Source organism: Acetobacter orleanensis (assembly GCF_001581005.1).
Taxonomy (GTDB): Bacteria; Pseudomonadota; Alphaproteobacteria; order Acetobacterales; family Acetobacteraceae; genus Acetobacter; species Acetobacter orleanensis.
Map to the genome: position 1 here is coordinate 15,709 of NZ_LHZV01000043.1, position 18,947 is coordinate 34,655.

Genomic DNA, 18,947 nt, shown 5'->3' on the forward strand with positions numbered 1-18,947 from the left:
GCCAGCTGTTGAATGCTACCTTGGGTAGCCATTCGACACTGCTGGCTCCCTTTTAAATCGTCATGTTTGCAAAGGCTGTTTCGGGGTAGCTTATTGCCTCTATGGTTTGTTGCAGATTGGCTGTTGAAATGCCGGTCAGATAGGTAGTCGTTCCTTGGCTCTTATGGGTTGCTTCATGACCCAGCAGGCGGTCAATCCACACCTCTCGGATATCCGTATGGGCGTTTCTGAGTTGGGTCGATACGGTGTGCCGGAACGAGTGAAATGTGATTTCCCCTGGCAGGCCGATGCGGGTCTTGAGTAATGAAAAAGCTCGTCCCAATGCTGCGCCCCTGACACCCTGTTTTGAAGTCTCCAAGCCGGGGATGAGGTATGGGCCATCTGTGGTATCCTTAAGAGCCAGAATACCGGCTTCAATCAGCTTTAAATGGACTGGCACCGTTCGAGTGCCTGCTTCCGTCTTGGGTGCCCAGCCGGTTTCGGTATGGGGGCGGATAAGAAAGCAGGGGATACCGTCAACGGTCTGGACGTCCTCTTTGCGCAGGGTGCAAATCTCGCCCAGCCTCATGCCCGAATAAGCAGCAACCAATGTGACCAGCCGGAAGGTCTGTTCTGGTACGGATGTACTATGCCATGAGGCAGAGGCCAACAAAGCGAGTTCCTTGGTCGTCCAGCTTCTGCGTATGGTCTTCTGTCCGTTTTCGAAATTCCAGCCAGTCCATGGGTTGCGCGTTACCAGTTCCCGCTGGTGTAGCTGGTTCCATAGGGCGGAGAGGCGCATCATGTGGTTTTTCACACTTTTCCCGCTCAGGGTAGGCAGATCTTCCTCTCGGGCTCTCTGAGCCTCTTCCTTAAGTGTAAGGCTGCTCTTGCGCTTCCCCAGTGAGGCCGGAAGGGAAAACAGGAGGTCACGGAACGCCCCGGCCTTCTCGCCCCCTATGATGGATACAGGGGCATCGCCAAACGCTTGCAGGAACAGGTCCACTGCCCGCTGGGTGGCTTTCTTGGTATCTGCGCTGGTATGGGGATTATCCAGCACGAAGCGTTTCAGCGCTCCGGAGAGCATTAAAGGTTGGGCTTTGGATGTTTGGGCTGGTTTCTTCGCTGTTCGGGGTTTTGGCATCGCTGCTGAAACTGGCACGGTCCCCGTTTCCTGAGCAGATGAAGGGTGATTCACGCTCTGCAAATCCCGCAGTGAAACCCGCAGTCCCTCAAGCCTGCTTAAAGCGTCCGGTTGCGTCAGTGCGGATTGAGCCCGCATGAACAAGTCTGTGGTTCTGGCATGAAGCAAAGAAGCGCGTTTGCGGGCTTCGTTCTGGTAGCCGGTTTTTAAAGAAACCCAGATTTCCCGCCGGTTTAGGGCTGCTCGCAGGATAGGGGGAACGATACGACGAAAGTGGTAGGTAGTGCCTCGGACGCGGAGCATAAAATCTTCCCTCAGTGGGGAAGGACGATGGAGCAAAGACAGCCTTTGCCCCTCATTCAGCCGAAAAATCGTGCTATTTCAGGTGTCTGTGGTGCGAACTGCGGGACTCGAACCTGCACCAACCCGCAGTGACACTTTTCTAACTCATTGAATCAGTAAAAAGAATAAGACGTTCTGTCTTCTGGTTGATGTTTCAATTTTTCAAGATTGGTCAAACATTCTGGGAATGTCGAACATAATCGTTCTATGGTAAATATGGTAAATGTTCTATATGTTACAAAAAAATAACTTAGATTAGAGGATAATTTTATGTCTGAAAATAAAAACAAAAAAAATAAAACAAGAAATAAGAATTTAACAAATAAAATAAGATCCATTATGAGAGGAAATGCATCAACATCTAAGATGGTACTATCAATACAGAAATGTTTATTTGAATACCCAAGTCAAGAATTAAAAGATATAAGTGATTTCATTAAATTAAAAACCTTTTGCATAGAGGAGAATACTTTTTCTGCCCCCTTGGACTTAAGTAAAAATCATTTTAATCAAATTAATAGACTGAAAGAAATTAATGATAAAAATATAGAGAGAAATTATATAAAAATTTTATCGTGGTATATTTTGAGTAATAAGGAAAAAGTTGATACGTTTATAGATTTTTTAGCGGAGGCATCTTATTATGCTATTTGTGGGGATGCAGATAAAATACAAGAGCTACTTGTAAATTTACCATTATCTGATCAGAAATCTATCTACTCTTCTAGAATATATTCAGCTTTGTATGTGTTTTCAGAAAAATTAATAAAAGATTATTTGTATGAGAATATAAATTCTGCATGGGCGCGTGCTAGACTAATATATCCACTTATGTATTATTATATAAATATTCCTAATGAAAATATATTAGATCAGTTGCTTCTTCATGTTGTTCCCAAAGGAACTAATGCTTTTATAGAAAAAGAAGTAATAAAATTTATTATAAATCCAGATTGTGTAAATTCATTAAATATAAGTATTCTGTGCTATTTAGGCTTACTTAGCCACCCTTACGATGCATTGGAATATATTTGTAAAGGCTTAGAAAATAAAATAGCATGTGGTCAAATTGAAAATATATTAGATATTGGCACTGTTCAGAATTTAGCAAATACATTTCCGAATCACAGAATAGCACAGTTAGCTAAATTATTATCTGGTGAAAAAATTGATATAGATAATAAAGTAGAAAATATTTTGGGGATTAAGTTTCCGGAAGATAGTATTCAGAAAAAATTATTTCTTAGTATTTTTGATTGTAGTTTCTATTCTCCACCAAAAATTAAACCCATATCGAAATTAATGGAGTCAGTAATATCGATTCGCTGGAGTAAATATCCAACAACAGAAGAATTTAATGAAATAGATTCTTTTAGAAAACGCTACTCTGCTTTACCAGTTGGAGTTATACTGGATTCTTTTTCAAGATCTATTTATATGTTTACTAGAGAAAATATAAATATTGACTTTTTGTATTGTTTGAGAATGATTTTATTCACTGGATGTGTCACTCCATTGAGTCTGATGGGGCCTGGAGGATACGATTTATTAAAAAAGAAATTTTTATTTAGGAATTTATCCGAACGAGAGGCAGAAAACCTCATTTCCTCAAATTTTTCTGTCCCCTCAATGCCAAGAGAAGACCGAATTTGGATATGTGAAGTTAATTGGCGGTTATCGCAATTACAATTTGCAGGTCATTTGCAAGCATGGGCTTCTACAGCGCGGGAAGCATTTCCGGCATGGGTATATCCACGTTACCTGAGCGGATTAGATTGGGGATGGTTAGAAAGTGTTATAGAGAAGATTGGAATGAAGCCATTTGTTGGAAATGACAATGGAATTTATATTTTTTTCCTCAAGCAGGCTGAATTATTCCAAAGAGAATCTGTGGCATTTCGTATTGCCATAGAACCAAAAGCTCGACGTATTAGCCCGGAAACATTTTGTCTTTGGCTATTCGATACCTACGACAAGAATGCAATAGCAATCATTCGAATATCACTGATGGCTGAAGTTATTCTTAAATTACGGTTAGCCGATAATTATATGGCGGCTTTGACATTAAGAGTTACATTTCTAGAAGAAGCGGTAAAAAGATTTGGATTTATTGATCACTTACTTTCAGAAAAAGATTTAATGCAAGAGGAAGAAGCTTTAAATGCTAATATTTCTCGTATGAGTGTTGGGTCCAACCAATTTGAAATAACGTGGCTCACATTACAGGTTGATACGAACTCTCAAAATAAACAAATATATGAATCATATATTCTTATGAATAATACTTTACATTCATCAATAGCTTCTCAAAAGAAAAAATCAAATTATTTATATGATAATGGATCTTCATCTGAATATAATTCATTTTATTCAGATTGGCCATTAGTTATGGTTATTTGCGGAATCGTCAATACTTTTATATCACACCCGACATCCGGGATAGAATCTATTCTCTCGGTCAGGATACGACATGATAATTTCCGAAGAGAATTTTCAAGTGCCATTTCTATCTTAGGGCGATCTTATTTTGCTAAAGTTAGAGGGGTAATGGTTGATAAATTAGTAAAGGAATTTGAAACTAAAATATATCAAGAAATTCAAATATGGCTTGATGATAAGATGCATACTAAGAGTATCAAGCATGTAAATGGCGTATTTGATCTCATTCCTAACCAAGAAGAGATGGAAGCCTTAATCAGAGCAGTTCGTCCCATGGATTCGTTGGATGGTATGATTATGGTTGTGTTTGAATGGATCAAGCCAAAATTAACCGCACAACTGAAAAGTGTTCGGGAAAACTTAACCTCAAAATTCAGTCATATGCTTAGCCTGCGGATTGAAGAAACTGAAAATTTTTTAATAGATAATGGGAAAGATCCTGAAGAAGTTAAGAGTGTTAGTGAAGCGATTAACTCGCTAGTCGTTCGACGCGCTCGAGATCTGCGTGAATGGTTCAAAATTCCTAGGGAAAGAAATTCTCAAAAACTTAAAGTTATAGAAATCATTATAGCTGTTGAACAAAGATTTAAAATGTCGATTAATTCTGGTCATCTAAAAATTTCTACTTTACCATTAAATATAGCCAATAGTTTTATAGATCCTGATCATATAAGGCACTTTTATGATTTAATTAGCGAAATAATTCATAATTGCCTTAAGCATGCTAAAAAGCACCCTGTTCGAATACGGTTCACGAATATTGGAAATGATATTGTTGCCAGCAATTTAACGCATTTAGGTGAAGATAAACTGGAAAATATTACTGGTCACCCCTACCAGACACTACATGATACTCTTTTTGGGGAAGGAAAAAGTGGAACAAAAAAAATAGCTTATTTGTCATCTTCGATTATAAGAAAAGGAGTAACAATAAATTTTATCCGACGTAAATTTTCTTATCATGTCAAAATGCCTAAAAAAGTATTTGGTGTAATAGAAGAGAGAAGGAAGTAAAAATGGAAATATTGATAGTTGAAGACGTTGATGAGAAATATACTGATATTGAAAGAGTTTTCAAAGAAACAGTGGGGTTTATTTGCGATCCTCGGAGGGCAAGTAATCTAAATGATGCTGAAGATGAAGTTATGTTGGGAAAATGGAATCTAATTATTCTTGATATTTCCATGGATATATCGTCTTCAGGATCTGCGGCTTTAAATGCTGGCCATGCGACAATGGGAGGTTTAGATATTCTCGAAAGAATGTTCCTTCTAAAAATATCAGCTCCAACAGTACTTGTGACGGGTTTTGATAGTTTTCAGGATGCAGATAGGTTTGACAATGCGATAATGAATCTTCATGATATCAGTAGTATAGCAGCCAATTGGTTGGGAGCTGCATATTTAGGGTCCGTACGTTACGGTACTACTAATTGGGATATGAATTTTCAACAAATTATCAGAAACTGGGAAAAAAATGAAAGTTCTTGTAATTCACGACAGGGAAAAAGTATCTGAAGAAATTTCAGATGTTATAAAAAGTGTTTGTGAGAATCCTTCTATCATCTTCGCGAATGATGGTGTTACAGCTCGTAATTGCTTGGAAGGTGATCACTATGATCTTTGCATTCTTGATTTGACATTGCCGCATGTTAAAGGACGTAGTGCAAATAGTGACTTTCATGTTGCTGAATCACTACTAGAGGAAATGTTATTATCAACAAAAATTTTAGTTCCAAATAGTATTGTGGGTATAACTGCTGATCTTGATGCTCTTAGAGCGGTGCAAAATAATATTGGCCCTCATCTTATGGCTATCATTGAGGAGCGTGATGGAACAGACTGGAAAAAGCAACTATCAGATCGTATAGAATATGTAAAAAACTGTACATCTTCTAGAGCCAATGCGCTTCTTACCAAATATGATTTTGATGTTCTTATTTTCACGGCTCTTGATAAAGAACTTTCTCCTTATAAAAATCTTTTTGAAATTACCGATCATCCTCATTTCGATGGGGTCAAGCAGTTTGTATTTTATGATAAGAAAAACGAGCTTCGAAAAGGTGCTTGCTTTTCCATTGGTCGAGCTGGTCAAGCATCGGCAGCGTCGGAAGCTCAAGGATTTCTAGCACAATTACGACCACGACTAGCAATAATGACTGGATTTTGTGGCGGGATACCCAATAAAACAGATCTCGGTAGTATTTTATTTGCTGAAATGAGTATAGACTGGGACTTTGGTAAATGGAAACCGAACGATGAAATGGCAAAACTTTATTCCCGACCTGAACCAATAAGCATACGGAACACAAAGATACATAGAATTGCTAGAGATTTTGAAGAAAATGGTGTAAGAGACAAAGTTTTTCTTGCTGGAAATTTGGTAAGTTTGAGTAATAAAGAAATTTCTTCTCCAAGTATACAGTTAGTTCCTTTTGCGTCAGGATCTGCTGTAATTGGCGATCTACACGTTGTGGATAGTATTAAATCTATTAATGATAATATAGTTGGCGTCGATATGGAATCTTATGGATTTTATTATGCGTGTAATTATCCTCATGCAGCTAAGCCAGAGTTTGTATGTATAAAATCTGTGGCTGATGCTTGTGGTCCTGAAAAAGATGACAGATTGCATGCAGCTTGCTGCTATTCGTCAGCTTATGTGGCAAAAGAAATTATAACTGAAAAATGGGATTTTTAATTCATATTATAGTATGTTTTTGTAATTACTTAATAAAAATGTCATCGTTGGTTTCTGTAATTAATAAATTTCAAATAAAAAATATTTTTATAAATAGATATCTTCTTTTTTGATAAACGGATCAGCATTATAAGCATTGTTGGCGCCACAGTCTTCGTGGCCAGTAAAGAGGAGAGAGGAGAACTGCTCGTTTTCTCGATGGGCAGTGTCTTTTTAGCATTGGTATGCTGTATTCCACTGCTGGATCCGTTAAGCTCTGGCGTCAACAAGTCTGTCAAAATGGGATGAGAGCCAGACATGAAGCGTTGCTCAATCGGCCATGGCTGAGAGTTTGGCATTATGCCTCTTACGGAACGTATCGAGGGCTAGTCTGTCATTTTTTGTCACAATACTCGGCATTGGTGTGGCGGGTGTTGAGCGCAGCCCGACACATGCAGCAGTATTTGCACGACGAAGCGGGAGGGGTCGAAAAACCCTCACAGGGATGTCCGTATCCCTCATAGCGGCCATTATTAAGATTCGATGTGAGGGTAGAAAGCTCATGGAGAACCAAAAGACGATGCTGGGGGTGATGGATTGGAAATATGTTGGCTTATGACGGCTTGAAGATGGTGAGATGCTGGTTTCGTGTTGAGTAAAGTAGAAAGCTGTTCGATCTTGCGACGAGCAGCCTCTTTTTTAGCTCCATGTTTCTCAATCGACTGTTCAAAGCGCTTTTGTCGATCCTGCACTATAGTCTCGAATCTTTGGTCGAGCCATGGTGCCAGTTTCTTACTATCAGCCATGACTGAGAACTCAGTATCGTGGGTTTCCTTAAACTGTTCGAGGGCTACCTGGTCCTTCTCATTCAGGGCTGTGCAAATAGGGTTGGGTGGTTCTGGACGTATTCCGACACTATAAAGTAAAGCTTCCACTATGAAACGCAGCACCTCTAGGAATTCATAGAACAGTTTATCTGCGATTTTCTCAAGTTTTTGAGATTTTCCGGTCATACGGTGCCAGCGGCTTTTCTCGGCATCTTGCCATGCGTTTTTTGCTGAATTGTAGCGGTCAAAGCTTTCCCTCAGCTGCTTCTGGTAGGGAACAAGCTGCCTGCACCATTTTGCTAAGGTCTTTTCTTTATCCAGAGGCTTCCATGATGCTTCTGGAGCTTGTTGGTCCAGAATGGCTTGTTGTTCTGCAATCTCTTTTTTAATTTTCTGACGGAAACGTACCTCGTTGACACTCAGAATATAAACAGGAAATTCTGGCCGAAGTGGTTTTGTCGTTGGTGTATCAGCATCATTTATACGCTGGAGCCAGAGTTGCCTTTGCCACTCCTTTATATGAGGGCGCTTTATTACGGGGCGTTTTGGTAAGGATAGTTGATTGCCAGAAGCTTTGGGGGTGGGGAATTCATCGTAAAAATTGGCTGTTGTTCGGCGGAAGGGTAAACGGGTGCTCTTGATATCCTTCTCTGGTTTACGGGCAACCTGCTGTTTCTCTTCTGCGAGTAATGTTCTGAACTCCGCCATGCGCACTTTTGTCAGGCGGGTAAAGCTGCCGATCAGTGTTCCATTGTGATCTTCAATGATATGCGCTCCCGGTCTTTGTTCGGCACGATCCCCTGCACGCATGCTGAGATTATGTTCGTTCAATGCGTCCCGGAATGCTTTCAAGCCATCTGAGCGTGACCACAGGGTGCAGACCAGTTTTTTGAGAGCTGGAAGGTCAAGGTCCTGTCGTTCGGTGATGCGTCGCGCTTGCGATGTGTAGGCAGAGCGGGGTTTTGCACCATGAGAAACAGGAATGAGCGCTTCAACCTGTTCTCCTTCATAGTGATGGCCTTCCGTACGCAGGGCTTTTGCAATAGCCCTGTCATGCCGACCGGCGACCAAGCGATGTCCCAGCCGAATTTCTTCAAGCCGGGCGATTTTTTCCATCCGCATCCATGTAAACCGGCTATCTAGGGTGCAATTCTGTTGCCATTCCGGCAGAATGAGATGCCCGTGAGTGCTTCCGTCTTTCTGGTGGATCACAAGGGTGAGGTCTTCCGGGTTAGCCTTGAGTTCGTCACAGAGACGATGGGCAAAGTCGGAAAGCTGATCGTCAGTCATGGCCTCATCTGGATTGAAGGCAATATGGCGGAGACCATATTTCAGCCCTTCACGATGGGCTTCGCGCATCTGGTCCCGCATAAGCCAGTCTGATCCCGTCAGAACCCGGATAGCTTCATTTTTTGCACCACGCAGAACATGGCGGGTCAAAGCGCCTGCACCGTTTTTTGTTCTGATCCGGCTTTCCTTGACGATCATGACGCATGACCATAGGTAATCAATGCACAGTTACAGTCGTTTCGCATTTGCGACGGGCTGTTCTACTGGAAGGTTTTTTGCGAGACCGTGACAGAATACGGTCGAGCTGATGGATCAGGGTTTCGATCTCGCTCAACACAAAACCGCAATGGACGGCATCGCCACAATTCGCCGAATGAGCAAGCTGATTGAGGTTGTTGCCAACGCGTGAAAGCTGAGTGCGTAGTCTGCGGAGTTCGTCCGAAACGGGTGGGCTATCATCCTCTGAGAGTTCAGCGGAAGCCAGCAGAGAGCGTATCCAGTCAGAAGTGGTCACATGACCATGGCTGCGCGCGAGATGGTTCCAGAGTATGAGTTCGTTGGGTGAAGCACGGACAGAAAGGCGAGACGTTCGAGATGCAGGCATAACTGGTTTTCCTTCCAAAGAGGGGGTTAACGGGGGAGATTTCTCCCCCTTACCAGCTTGCTCCATGCACCCTTTGGGTAGCCATGGAGCACTGCTGGCTCCCTGTAAGGGTAACCTATTCAGATGCCTGATTTCCGAACTTTCTTTTGATGCAAACGAGATGGCGAGGATAAGCCTTTCAAAAAGGTATGATGCACTCTGCTGGGTAGTGAAGGGCTTCAATAACCTGCTGAAGATTGGCAACGTCAATCCCGCTGGTATAGTTCATGGTTCCTTGCGATTTGTGGGACGCTTCATGCCCGAGCACGGTGTCAATCCAGAGTTCGCGGATATGGGCTTCCTGATTTCTAAGTTTTGTCGAGACGGTATGGCGGAAGGAATGGAATGTCACTGCTTCTGGCAGACCAAGCCGCTTTTTGTGCTTTGAGAAGGATCGGGCAAAGTTATCGCCCCGTTCACCAGAAGTAGAAACGGTCAGGTCCGGGAACAGATATTTTGCACCATTGTCCTCAACTAGATTCAGCCCCTCCACTCTGAGCAGACTGGAATGAATGGGAATGATACGGGTGCCCGCTGACGTTTTGGGAGACCAGCCATCTTCGGGGTGAGGGCGGACATGGAAGCAGGATACTCCGTCGATCACCTCAATATCCTGTCTGCGTAAATTGCAGATTTCGCCTAACCGCATACCTGTGAACATGCCGATGCTGATAATGCCAACCCAGGTTCGGTGAGAGACAGCCGTTCCTGACCACTGAGTGCGGGCGAGCAAAGCCAGTTCACCGTCAGTCCATCCCCGGCGGACAATCTTCTTGGTGACATTGAAATCCCAGCCCGACCATGGGTTTTTGTCGGCAAAGTCTCGTTTGACCAGATGTCCCCATAACGCGGACAGTCGGGAAAAGTGGTTTTTGACGGTTTTCCCGCCAACCGTTTCCAAGCCGCGTTCTTGAGTTTGTGCAATGACAACACGTAACGGGAGAACAGTCTTGCCCTTCCCATGTGTTGCGGGCAGGGAAGAGAGCAGGTCAAAAAATTCTCCCGCCACGTTGCCGGTAATCTGTCGCACGGGCATGTCGCCAAAAGCTTCAATAAACAGACCGATAGTCTTCTGGGTGGCTTTTATGGTGTCGGCACTCTTTGTTTTGTCGGAATAGATGAAGCGTTCAGCCATGGTTGAAAGAAGAGGCGATGAAATTTTAGGGGCGGGTTTGCGCTCTTGCGGTGCAGGTGAGGCCATTGTCTGTGGCACCGGCTGGACAATATGGGCAGGCTGACGGCTCTGGATGTCAACGATCATGCCGGACAGGCGGTCGGCTTCCGCCTTGAGCATTTTCTTTTCCTGTTTGCTCAGGGCAACGCCGGTGGTGAGCTGCTGACGCAGACTGTCAAAGCGCTGACCGATCTCGCGTATCTTTCTTGAGCTTTCATCGAGGAAGGCGTTTTCGCTCTGAATTCTTTCGAGCAGGGCCATGTTATGGGTGGCATCGCGAATTTTGCGGTCAAGGGCATGGCACTCTTCAGCTAGGGCGAGCGTCTCTTCCTGATCCCGGATCATTTGGGCCTGAACGGCCAGCAGGTCTTTCATCAGATCGGTATCAGGCTTCTCGTCCATCATCCTTGCCCTTTCAAACAGTGTGCCCGTGACTGCATAGAGGGCAGCCGCCCGTTCTCGGGCAATGAGCTTACTCTGAGTCTGTAAGGAAAGGGAGATTTCGGTTTTGCCGAGGCAGGCTTGCACGGCCTGAGGAACCGCGCGACGAAAGTGGTAGTGTGACCCTATGAGGCGGAGCATGACGAGTTCCCAGTCTGGGAAGACAAACGGGAAAATCCCGCAGACCCGTCAAATTCTCATTTTACTGTTATATTTCAAGAGTTTAGTGGTGCGAACTGCGGGACTCGAACCCGCTCGCTTTGGTCGCAACCAATCGAACAACCCATTGAAACAGAACGATAATTTCAGACGAAATCATCCTTCACATGGTGACTGCGGGTTCACCGTGCGGGCAAACCCGTGGGGCAGTCAAGAGGGGTCTATATATGAGGCTCAGTTAAGCAGTGGAGGTTAAATTAGGTTGGGCAACAAGAGATGGAAGTTATGCTAATATATCTTTGGACGGAAAAACAACGCATAAATAAGTGGTGGCGTAATGGAACAGTTCGATGAAGTTGTTGTAAAAAACAGCAAAAAATACAATGGTGAAAAAGGATATATATCTGGGATTAGCAGCGATAATGGAAAAATATTTTCTTATGCTGTTTTTCTGTTTTGTAATGATCGTGTTGTTATGTTTTCCCCGAACGAATTACAAAAAACAGGAAAGAAAATTCTCAAAAAAGATTTTTTCACTGGTGAAACTATAAAAATAACAATGAAAGGCCATTTTATAAAATAAAAATACACTGTATATTTGCTTTTCAATAAAAAATAAAGTTGATGCTCAATTAAGAGCGAAGGGAAAAACTGTTGATTATGAGTGCAGGAGAGGTGCTTCTAAATTATTAATTAATCTAGCGATGTCTTGACGCAGAAGTACGAACAATAGGCACGATCGGTTTTCTGTAATTTAGGGGTCAACGGGGGAGGAACTCCCCCTTGCCAGCTGTTGAATGCTACCTTGGGTAGCCATTCGACACTGCTGGCTCCCTTTTAAAACGCTGTCTTTTTGAAGGCTGTTTCCGGGTAACTTATGGCCTCCACCGTCTGCCTGAGATTGGCTGTTGAAATGCTGGTCAGGTAGGTTGTGGTGCCCTGACTTTTATGGGTTGCTTCATGGCCAAGCAGGCGGTCAATCCATACTTCTCTGATATTGGCGTCTGCGTTTCTGAGTTGAGTTGATACAGTGTGCCGGAACGAGTGGAAGGTGATTTCCGCTGGCAGGCCAATCCGGGTCTTGAGCAATGAAAAAGCCCGTCCCAGTGCTGCGCCCCTTGCACCCTGTTTTGAGGTTTCCAGACCGGGAACGAGGTAAGGCCCGTCAGCGTTATTCTTAAAAGCCAGAACTCCCGCTTCAATGAGTTTTGAATGGACAGGCACCCCGCGAGTGCTGGCGTCAGTTTTTGGTGTCCATCCGTCATCAGAATGTGGTCTGACCATAAAGCAGGGGACACCATCAATGTTTTGGAGATCTTCTTTGCGTAGGGTGCAAATTTCGCCCAATCGCATTCCGCTATAAGCTGCAATAAGAGTAACCAGCCGGAAAGTTTGTTCCGGCACAGAAGTACTATGCCATGATGCAGAGGCCAGCAAAGCCAGCTATCTGGCAGTCCAGCTTTTGCGTATGGTCCTTTGCCCATTCTCGAAATTCCAGCCCGTCCATGGGTTCCGTGTGACCAACTCCCTTTGGTGTAACTGGTTCCAGAGGGCAGAGAGACGCATCATATGGTTTTTGACGCTCTTGCCACTCAAGGTGGGCTGGCCTTCCTCTCTGGCCCTCTGTGCTTCTTCTTCAAGGGTAAGGCTACTTTTACGTTTGCCCAGCGATGCTGGAAGAGAAAACAGCAGGTCACGGAAGGCTCCAGCCTTTTCGCCCCCTATGATGGATACAGGGGCATCTCCAAACGCTTGCAGAAAGAGGTCCACTGCCCGCTGGGTCGCTTTCTTGGTGTCAGCACTGGCATGAGGATTATCCAGCACGAAGCGTTTCAGGGCACCGGAGAGCATTAAAGGGGTTGCTTTGGGTGCTTTGGCCGTTTTCTTCATCGTTCGGGGTTTTGGCATCGCTGCTGAAACTGGCACGGCCTCCGTTTCCTGAGCAGATGAAGGCAGGTTCACGCTCTGCAAATCCCGCAGTGAAACCCGCAGTCCTTCAAGCCTGCTTAAAGCGTCTGGTTTAGCCAGCACAGAATGGGCTTGCATGAACAGTTCGGTGGTTCTGGCATGAAGCAGAGAAGCGCGTTTGCGGGCTTCGTTCTGGTAGCCGGTTTTCAGAGAAACCCAGATTTCCCGCCGGTTTAAGGCTGCTCGCAGGGCAGGGGGAACGATACGGCGGAAGTGGTAAGTGGTGCCTCTAACTCGGAGCATAAAATCTTCCCTCAGTGGGGAAGGACGATGGAGCAAAGACAGCTTTTGCCCCTCATTCAGCCGAAAAATCGTGCTATTTCAGGTGTCTGTGGTGCGAACTGCGGGACTCGAACCCGCATCAACCCGCAGTGACACTTTTCTAACCCATTGAAACAGCTAAAAGAATATGACGCGCTGTCTTCTGATTGGTGTTCTGGTTCCTAGAAGTGGTTAAACAATCTGGGAGAGGCACTAAATAGAAAATATTTATATTTTCTTAAGGATTATGATGCTCTCATTTGTCATGGTCGGTGTCACCTCTCCTTTTATGTTTGTAGCACTTACCTGTGATGGCATTCTTTTATTTGGTATGTCTCTGTAATGTATGTTTTTAAGTTTGAATCCAATACTATTAGCAAGCTCTGATATTATAATATCTGTATGTAATTTTATGTCGTGAACTATACGCGATGCAGTAACCAAAACAAAAAACTTATCTTTTTTTAAATATTTATGAGAATTTTTCAGGCACATAAACAAATCATAATAAAAACAAACAATATCGCTTAGTCTTTTTTCATTTTTTTTATCGTTACCATTTTCTCCTCTTAGTTTAAATAGTTCTATTATATTTTTCATTGTTATAGAATTTTTTATGAGCGTAGCTTCTTGCAATGGAGAAGATTTTTTGCCTCCTAATAATTCGTTATCTAGTCGTGCAATGGGGGTGCCTGAAATGCTATTTAAATTTAAAAATTGAGACGAAAGTCGAGAGAATTGCCCATAAGCAACCGTAGTCTTACTATCGCCATAAGGGGGGGATGTGACAATTAAATCGACGCTTTCTTCATTTATATTTTTATTTAAATATCTAGAATCCATATTATAGAACTCAGGAGCATAATAACTTTTGTCAGACAATTCTAAATTTAGTTCTTTTATTTTTTCAATATTTTTATTTAGGCTGCTTTCAAAAATTTTATATATTTCTTCTTTTGTATAGATTTTATTTAATTTATTTTTGTCACGATGCATTTTGAAACCGGAATGCTTGCATAAAGAAATATTCCTAATGATGTCACTAGCAGAAACCTTAGCGAGATCCCGAAATTTACAATCATCAATTTGACTTATAGAACCAAAGAGATCAGATAAAAACTGTATTGAATCGGGAGAAAACCAAAATTCTATATTATCAAAATTAATTTTTTCATAGAATTTAGAATAATATAATCCTTTTAGATTCTGTTTTCCGTTTTCCATAACACTAATATCTATTGGCGTTGTTTTTACTTTTGATATTAAAAAAGCAAGAGGATTTAATTCTATGCCAATGGATTTTCTGCCAAGTATCATTGATTCTAAAAGAGTAGTTCCTGATCCTGAAAATATATCTAAGACAGTATCTCCTGCTTCTGTGTATAAATTTATTATTTTTTCCACAACTTCTGGAATGAACATTGCTGGATATTTGTGAATATCATGAGTTAATATCAAATCTCTTCTATTTTTGAATGTCCATTCGTTTAGCCACTGTAAAAAATCATTTGAAGAAAAAGACATAAAACAACCTATAGGTTTTTGTTTACCGGATTTTATTATTGCACACTTAGCTTCACAACTCAATCAGAGGCGAAAACGTGAATGCTTCTTGGTAATAAAATTGGGAGAAAGATTGTAAGAATTAGACGGGAAAGAGATTTATCTCAAGAGGATCTGGCTCATAGATGCAATGTTTCTCAGGCTTGGATAAATAAAATAGAAGTAGGAAAAAGTATACCGTCTATAAAGTTCTTGTATGTTCTTTCAAAAAATCTCAATTGTGATGTTTTTGATCTTATTCCAACAATAGAAGAGGTAAAAAATTATGTGTGATGATATTTCTAGATTTAAAGAAGATTTTTTAAAAGTAAAAGATCTTGGTTTTGTTCGTTCATCGAGAACCAATAGCACTGGTGTTGGAAAAACATTTGAGGATTTTGTTGGTGTTGCTGAAAACAATCTAAAAGAACCAGACTTGCACGGGTTTGAAGTTAAAGCACAGAGAAGTTACTCAGGAAGTTACGTCACTTTGTGTACGAAATCACCTACTCATCCTATAAAAGCTAATCAATATATAAAGGATAAATATGGATACCCCGATCAAAGTCATCCAAATATTAAGGTAATACATACATCTATATTCCATAATAAATTCTCGATCAACAGTTATTCTGGAGTAAAGTTTAGATTGCAAGTTGATTTATTAGAGAAGAGAGTTTATGTTCTTGTTTTTAATTTAAATGAGGAGGTAATCGACTCATCTATATACTATTCTTTTGAGAGTATAGATAATGCTCTTAGAAAAATAAAAAATCTTGCTTATGTATCGGCTCAAACAGAAAAAAGGAATTTTGAAGAATTCTTTCATTTTACCAATGCTATTCTTTTTTCTGAAATGAAAGGATTAGACCATTTTCTTCAGGAGATTATTAATGGAAATATAATGTATGATGTAAGAATAGGTGCGTATAAAAGCGGGAATAAAATTGGGAAAGCACATGACCATGGCTCTGGTTTTCGGATAAAAAGAATGCTTCTGAATGGTATGTATGATAAATATTTAGAAATTTAAATAAATTTTCTATTTTATTTTATAATTTTCTACAAGGTTCTGAATAAGAGGGCGTAGATGAGAACTATAGCCCTCTATTTTATTATTGCACAATTTTTTTCTGCACTATTTATTATAATAGGGGATGAAGCCAATTTTGAGATAAGATTGTAAATTTTTCTATTATTTTGTTCTATTCCATTGCTCAATGTGTTTCTGTTGAGCCAGTAAAATATTATAGAAATGTCGATTCCGTTTTTGTGCAAAGGATTCCAACTTCCGTTGCTGCGTATTGAGCAAAGCTTATGAACAGCCAAAAGACGATGAGGGAGATAGTATAATCGAAATCTGTCGCTTTGTGGTGATTTGAAGGCGCGGAGATACTGGTTTCGTGGCAAGCAGGGCAGAGAGGCGTTTGATTTCATGTTGAGCAGCGTTTTTTTCGTCTGTGTGCGCTGTATTCCAAGCTTTGATATGCCGCTGACGCGCCTGAATGAGGTTGTCAAAACGCTGGATAAGCCATGGTTCAAGCTTCTTTTGGTCGGCCATAACTGAGAATTCAGCGTCATGGGTTTCTTTGAAGTGTTCGAGTAGAGGTTTTTGCTTCTCGCTTAGAACAGGTCGGATTGGTGCTGGAGGTTCCCAACGTAGTCCGACGATATGAAGCAGGGCTTGCACGACAAAGCGCAGCATTTCCAAAAAATCATAGAAAAGCGCGTCTGCCTTTTTTTCAAGTTTTCTGATTTTTCCGGTCATACGCTGCCAGCGATTGTTTTCGACTGCCTGCCATTCTCCTTTTGCCGTGGCGTAACGGTCATAGCTTTTTCTTAACTGTTTTTGGTATGGTGCAAGCTGTCTGCGCCATGTCGCTATGGTTCTGTCTCTGTCCAGAGGTTTCCAGCTTGCTTCCGGGGCTTGCTGGTCGAGAATAGCCTGTTGTTGTGCAATCGCCGTTGTGATCTCCTTTCGAAATCGGGCATCCCCTGCACTGATGATCCGGATAGAAGATGTGGGGCTGAGTGGTTCTGTTGCTGTCGTATCAACATCAGCCATCCGCTTGAGCCAGAGTTCTCTTTGCCATTCGCGTATTTTGGGTCGTTTTATAACGGGTCGTTTTCTGGGAGCAGTCTGAACGTCCGTGGTTGCGGGGATAGGATATTCCTCATAAAAATCAGGGGTTGTCCGGCGGATGGGTAAACGGGTGCTTTTGATATCTGTCTCTGGCTTGCTGACTGTGGGGTGCTGTTCTTCTGCAAGAAGCTTTCTGAACTCCACCATTCTGATTTTTGTGAGACGAGTAAAGCTACCGATCAGTTTTCCGTCCTGATCTTCAATGATGTGCGCTCCTGGCCGTTTATCCGCCCGGTCCCCTTCGCGCATGGTCAAGCTATGTTTCGTCAGTGCTGCACGGAAAGACTTTAATCCGTCAGACTGGCTCCAGAGAGAGGCAACAAGCTGTTTCAGTTGAGGAAGGTTAAGACCCTGTCGTTCAGCCATGCGGTGAGACTGGGAGGTATAGGCAGCACGGGGCTTGTCTGCTGGTTGCTCTGGCATAAGGGCATCGATCAGGTCTGCTTCCCGATGTTTGCCTTCCTTACGAAGCGCTTTGGCAATCGAGCGGTCATGACGTCCCGCGACTAGGGCATGACCCAGCCTGATTTCTTCCAGCCTTGCCAGCTTCTCCAGCCGTATCCAGCTAAACCGGCTGCTGAGCACATGATCTTCCTGCCATTCCGGCAGGATGAGATGCCCATGCGTTGTTCCTTCCTTTTGGTGGATGATGAGGGTCATATGACTGGCATCAGCTTTGAGTTCCTGACACAGACGACCAGCAAATTCAGCAAGCTGGGCATCGCTCATGGCTTGTGCTGGGTTAAAAGCGATATGGCGCAGGCCATAGGTCAGACCCTCACGTTTTGCCTCCCGCATATGGTCGCGCATCAGCCAGTCCGAACCAGCCAGCACGCGAATGACTTCATTTTTTGCACCATGCAGGACATGACGGCTCAAAGCCTCCGCACCACTGCGTGTTTTAATCCTGCTTTCCTTGACGATCATGACGCATGGTCACAGACAATCAATGCAGGGTTACAGTCGTGTCGCACGTGCGATAGGCTGTTCTGCTGGAAGGATTTTTGCGAGATCGTGACAGAATGCGGTCGAGCCGATGGATCAGGGTTTCGATCTCGTCCAGCACAGATCCGCAATGAACGGCATCGCCACAGTTGGCCGAATGAGCAAGCTGATTGAGATTGTTGCCAACGCGTGAAAGCTGGGTGCGTAGTCTGCGGAGCTCGTCTGAGATAGGCGAACCATCATCACCCGAGAGCTCAGCGGAAGTCAGCAGAGAGCGTATCCAGTCAGACGTGGTCACATGACCATGACTGCGCGCGATATGGTTCCAGCGCACCAGTTCATCGGGTGATGCACGGACGGAAAGGCGAGAAGTTCGAGATGCAGGCATAACAAGGTTCTCCGAAAAGAGGGGGTTAACGGGGGAGATTTCTCCCCCTTACCAGCTGTCAGACGCTACCCTCTGGGTAGCCGTCTGGCACTGCTGGCTCCCTGTAAGGGTAACCTATTCAGATGCCTGATTTCCGAACTTTCTTTTTATGCAAACAAGATCGCCATTATGAGACTTTCAGAAGGGCATGCTACACTCTTCTGGGTAGTGAAGGGCTTCTATAACTTGCTTCAAATTGGCGACCTCAATGGCGCTTGTGTAGTTCATGGTGCCTTGAGATTTGTGACTGGCTTCATGTCCGAGAACGGTATCAATCCACAATTCCCGAATGTGCGCCTCTTGGTTTCTGAGTTTCGTACTGACTGTATGACGGAAGGAATGGAATGTTACCGCGTCTGGAAGGCCAAGTCGTTTTTTGTGCTTTGAGAAAGAACGGGCAAAGTTGTCGCCTCGTTCACCTGATGCTGAAACGGTCAGATCAGGGAAGAGGTATTTTTCACCATTCGCCTCAAGCAGATTCAGCTCTTCCATTTTTAGCAGGCTGGAGTGAATGGGGATGATGCGCGTTCCTGCTGCCGTCTTT

At 43.1% G+C, this 18,947-nt stretch carries 16 protein-coding genes; 6 read left to right on the forward strand and 10 right to left on the reverse strand.

What is annotated here, in order from left to right; translation table 11 throughout:
- Positions 1-52: 52 nt before the first annotated feature.
- A complete protein-coding gene (locus tag AD949_RS02095) occupies positions 53-1,426 on the reverse strand; it encodes a DUF6538 domain-containing protein (RefSeq protein ID WP_061504611.1) in 1,374 nt (457 codons plus the stop codon).
- Between the two features lie 309 nt (positions 1,427-1,735).
- On the opposite strand from AD949_RS02095, the gene AD949_RS13965 reads away from it, so the two are divergent.
- The 3 genes from AD949_RS13965 to AD949_RS13970 are packed head-to-tail and all read left to right on the forward strand — an operon-like array spanning position 1,736 to position 6,604.
- Positions 1,736-4,918, forward strand: a complete 3,183-nt coding sequence (locus AD949_RS13965) for a sensor histidine kinase (RefSeq protein ID WP_141325506.1) — start codon at positions 1,736-1,738, stop codon at positions 4,916-4,918.
- A 2-nt stretch (positions 4,919-4,920) separates the two neighbouring features.
- Entirely contained in the window at positions 4,921-5,421 is a 501-nt protein-coding gene (locus AD949_RS02105; RefSeq protein WP_048836615.1) for a DNA-binding transcriptional response regulator, read from the forward strand.
- The gene (locus AD949_RS13970; RefSeq protein WP_141325504.1) at positions 5,381-6,604 is read left to right on the forward strand and encodes a phosphorylase family protein; all 1,224 of its coding nucleotides are present in this window, start codon (positions 5,381-5,383) and stop codon (positions 6,602-6,604) included. Before AD949_RS02105 ends, AD949_RS13970 begins: the two co-directional genes overlap by 41 nt.
- Before the next feature lie 539 nt (positions 6,605-7,143).
- On the opposite strand, the gene AD949_RS14445 is transcribed toward AD949_RS13970, so the two are convergent.
- From AD949_RS14445 to AD949_RS02120, 3 genes are all read right to left on the reverse strand, one after another.
- A complete protein-coding gene (locus tag AD949_RS14445) occupies positions 7,144-8,898 on the reverse strand; it encodes a hypothetical protein (RefSeq protein ID WP_244463429.1) in 1,755 nt (584 codons plus the stop codon).
- A gap of 19 nt (positions 8,899-8,917) precedes the next feature.
- Entirely contained in the window at positions 8,918-9,304 is a 387-nt protein-coding gene (locus tag AD949_RS13620) for a MobC family plasmid mobilization relaxosome protein (protein ID WP_082786025.1), read from the reverse strand.
- Positions 9,305-9,482: 178 nt separating this feature from the next.
- Positions 9,483-11,099 carry a DUF6538 domain-containing protein gene (locus AD949_RS02120; protein ID WP_061504613.1) on the reverse strand — a complete coding sequence of 539 codons (1,617 nt, stop codon included), beginning with the start codon at positions 11,097-11,099 and terminating at the stop codon, positions 9,483-9,485.
- Between the two features lie 355 nt (positions 11,100-11,454).
- Between AD949_RS02120 and AD949_RS02125 the strand changes: the two genes are divergently transcribed.
- A complete protein-coding gene (locus AD949_RS02125) occupies positions 11,455-11,700 on the forward strand; it encodes a hypothetical protein (RefSeq protein ID WP_048836996.1) in 246 nt (81 codons plus the stop codon).
- 254 nt (positions 11,701-11,954) lie between these two features.
- Here AD949_RS02125 and AD949_RS14450 read toward each other — a convergent pair whose 3' ends face one another.
- The 3 genes from AD949_RS14450 to AD949_RS02140 form a co-directional block, all read right to left on the reverse strand.
- A complete protein-coding gene (locus tag AD949_RS14450; RefSeq protein WP_257007552.1) occupies positions 11,955-12,521 on the reverse strand; it encodes a tyrosine-type recombinase/integrase in 567 nt (188 codons plus the stop codon).
- A gap of 39 nt (positions 12,522-12,560) precedes the next feature.
- Entirely contained in the window at positions 12,561-13,328 is a 768-nt protein-coding gene (locus AD949_RS14455; protein WP_061504614.1) for a DUF6538 domain-containing protein, read from the reverse strand.
- A gap of 246 nt (positions 13,329-13,574) precedes the next feature.
- On the reverse strand, positions 13,575-14,870 hold the full coding sequence (locus AD949_RS02140) for a DNA methyltransferase (protein WP_082064884.1): 1,296 nt from the start codon (positions 14,868-14,870) through the stop codon (positions 13,575-13,577).
- Between the two features lie 81 nt (positions 14,871-14,951).
- Between AD949_RS02140 and AD949_RS13630 the strand changes: the two genes are divergently transcribed.
- The gene (locus AD949_RS13630) at positions 14,952-15,182 is read left to right on the forward strand and encodes a helix-turn-helix domain-containing protein (protein ID WP_082064888.1); all 231 of its coding nucleotides are present in this window, start codon (positions 14,952-14,954) and stop codon (positions 15,180-15,182) included.
- Positions 15,175-15,921 (forward strand): MvaI/BcnI family restriction endonuclease, encoded by a 747-nt coding sequence (locus AD949_RS02145; RefSeq protein WP_048836969.1) that lies wholly within the window; start codon positions 15,175-15,177, stop codon positions 15,919-15,921. Before AD949_RS13630 ends, AD949_RS02145 begins: the two co-directional genes overlap by 8 nt.
- Positions 15,922-16,203: 282 nt before the next feature.
- Here AD949_RS02145 and AD949_RS14460 read toward each other — a convergent pair whose 3' ends face one another.
- The 3 genes from AD949_RS14460 to AD949_RS02155 all read right to left on the reverse strand — a co-directional run.
- On the reverse strand, positions 16,204-17,910 hold the full coding sequence (locus AD949_RS14460; RefSeq protein WP_244926404.1) for a hypothetical protein: 1,707 nt from the start codon (positions 17,908-17,910) through the stop codon (positions 16,204-16,206).
- Between the two features lie 67 nt (positions 17,911-17,977).
- Complete coding sequence (locus tag AD949_RS13635; RefSeq protein WP_082786026.1) at positions 17,978-18,364, reverse strand: MobC family plasmid mobilization relaxosome protein; 387 nt, start codon at positions 18,362-18,364, stop codon at positions 17,978-17,980.
- A gap of 177 nt (positions 18,365-18,541) precedes the next feature.
- Positions 18,542-18,947: tyrosine-type recombinase/integrase (locus AD949_RS02155; RefSeq protein WP_156475913.1), on the reverse strand; the 406-nt coding region annotated here is incomplete at its 5' end.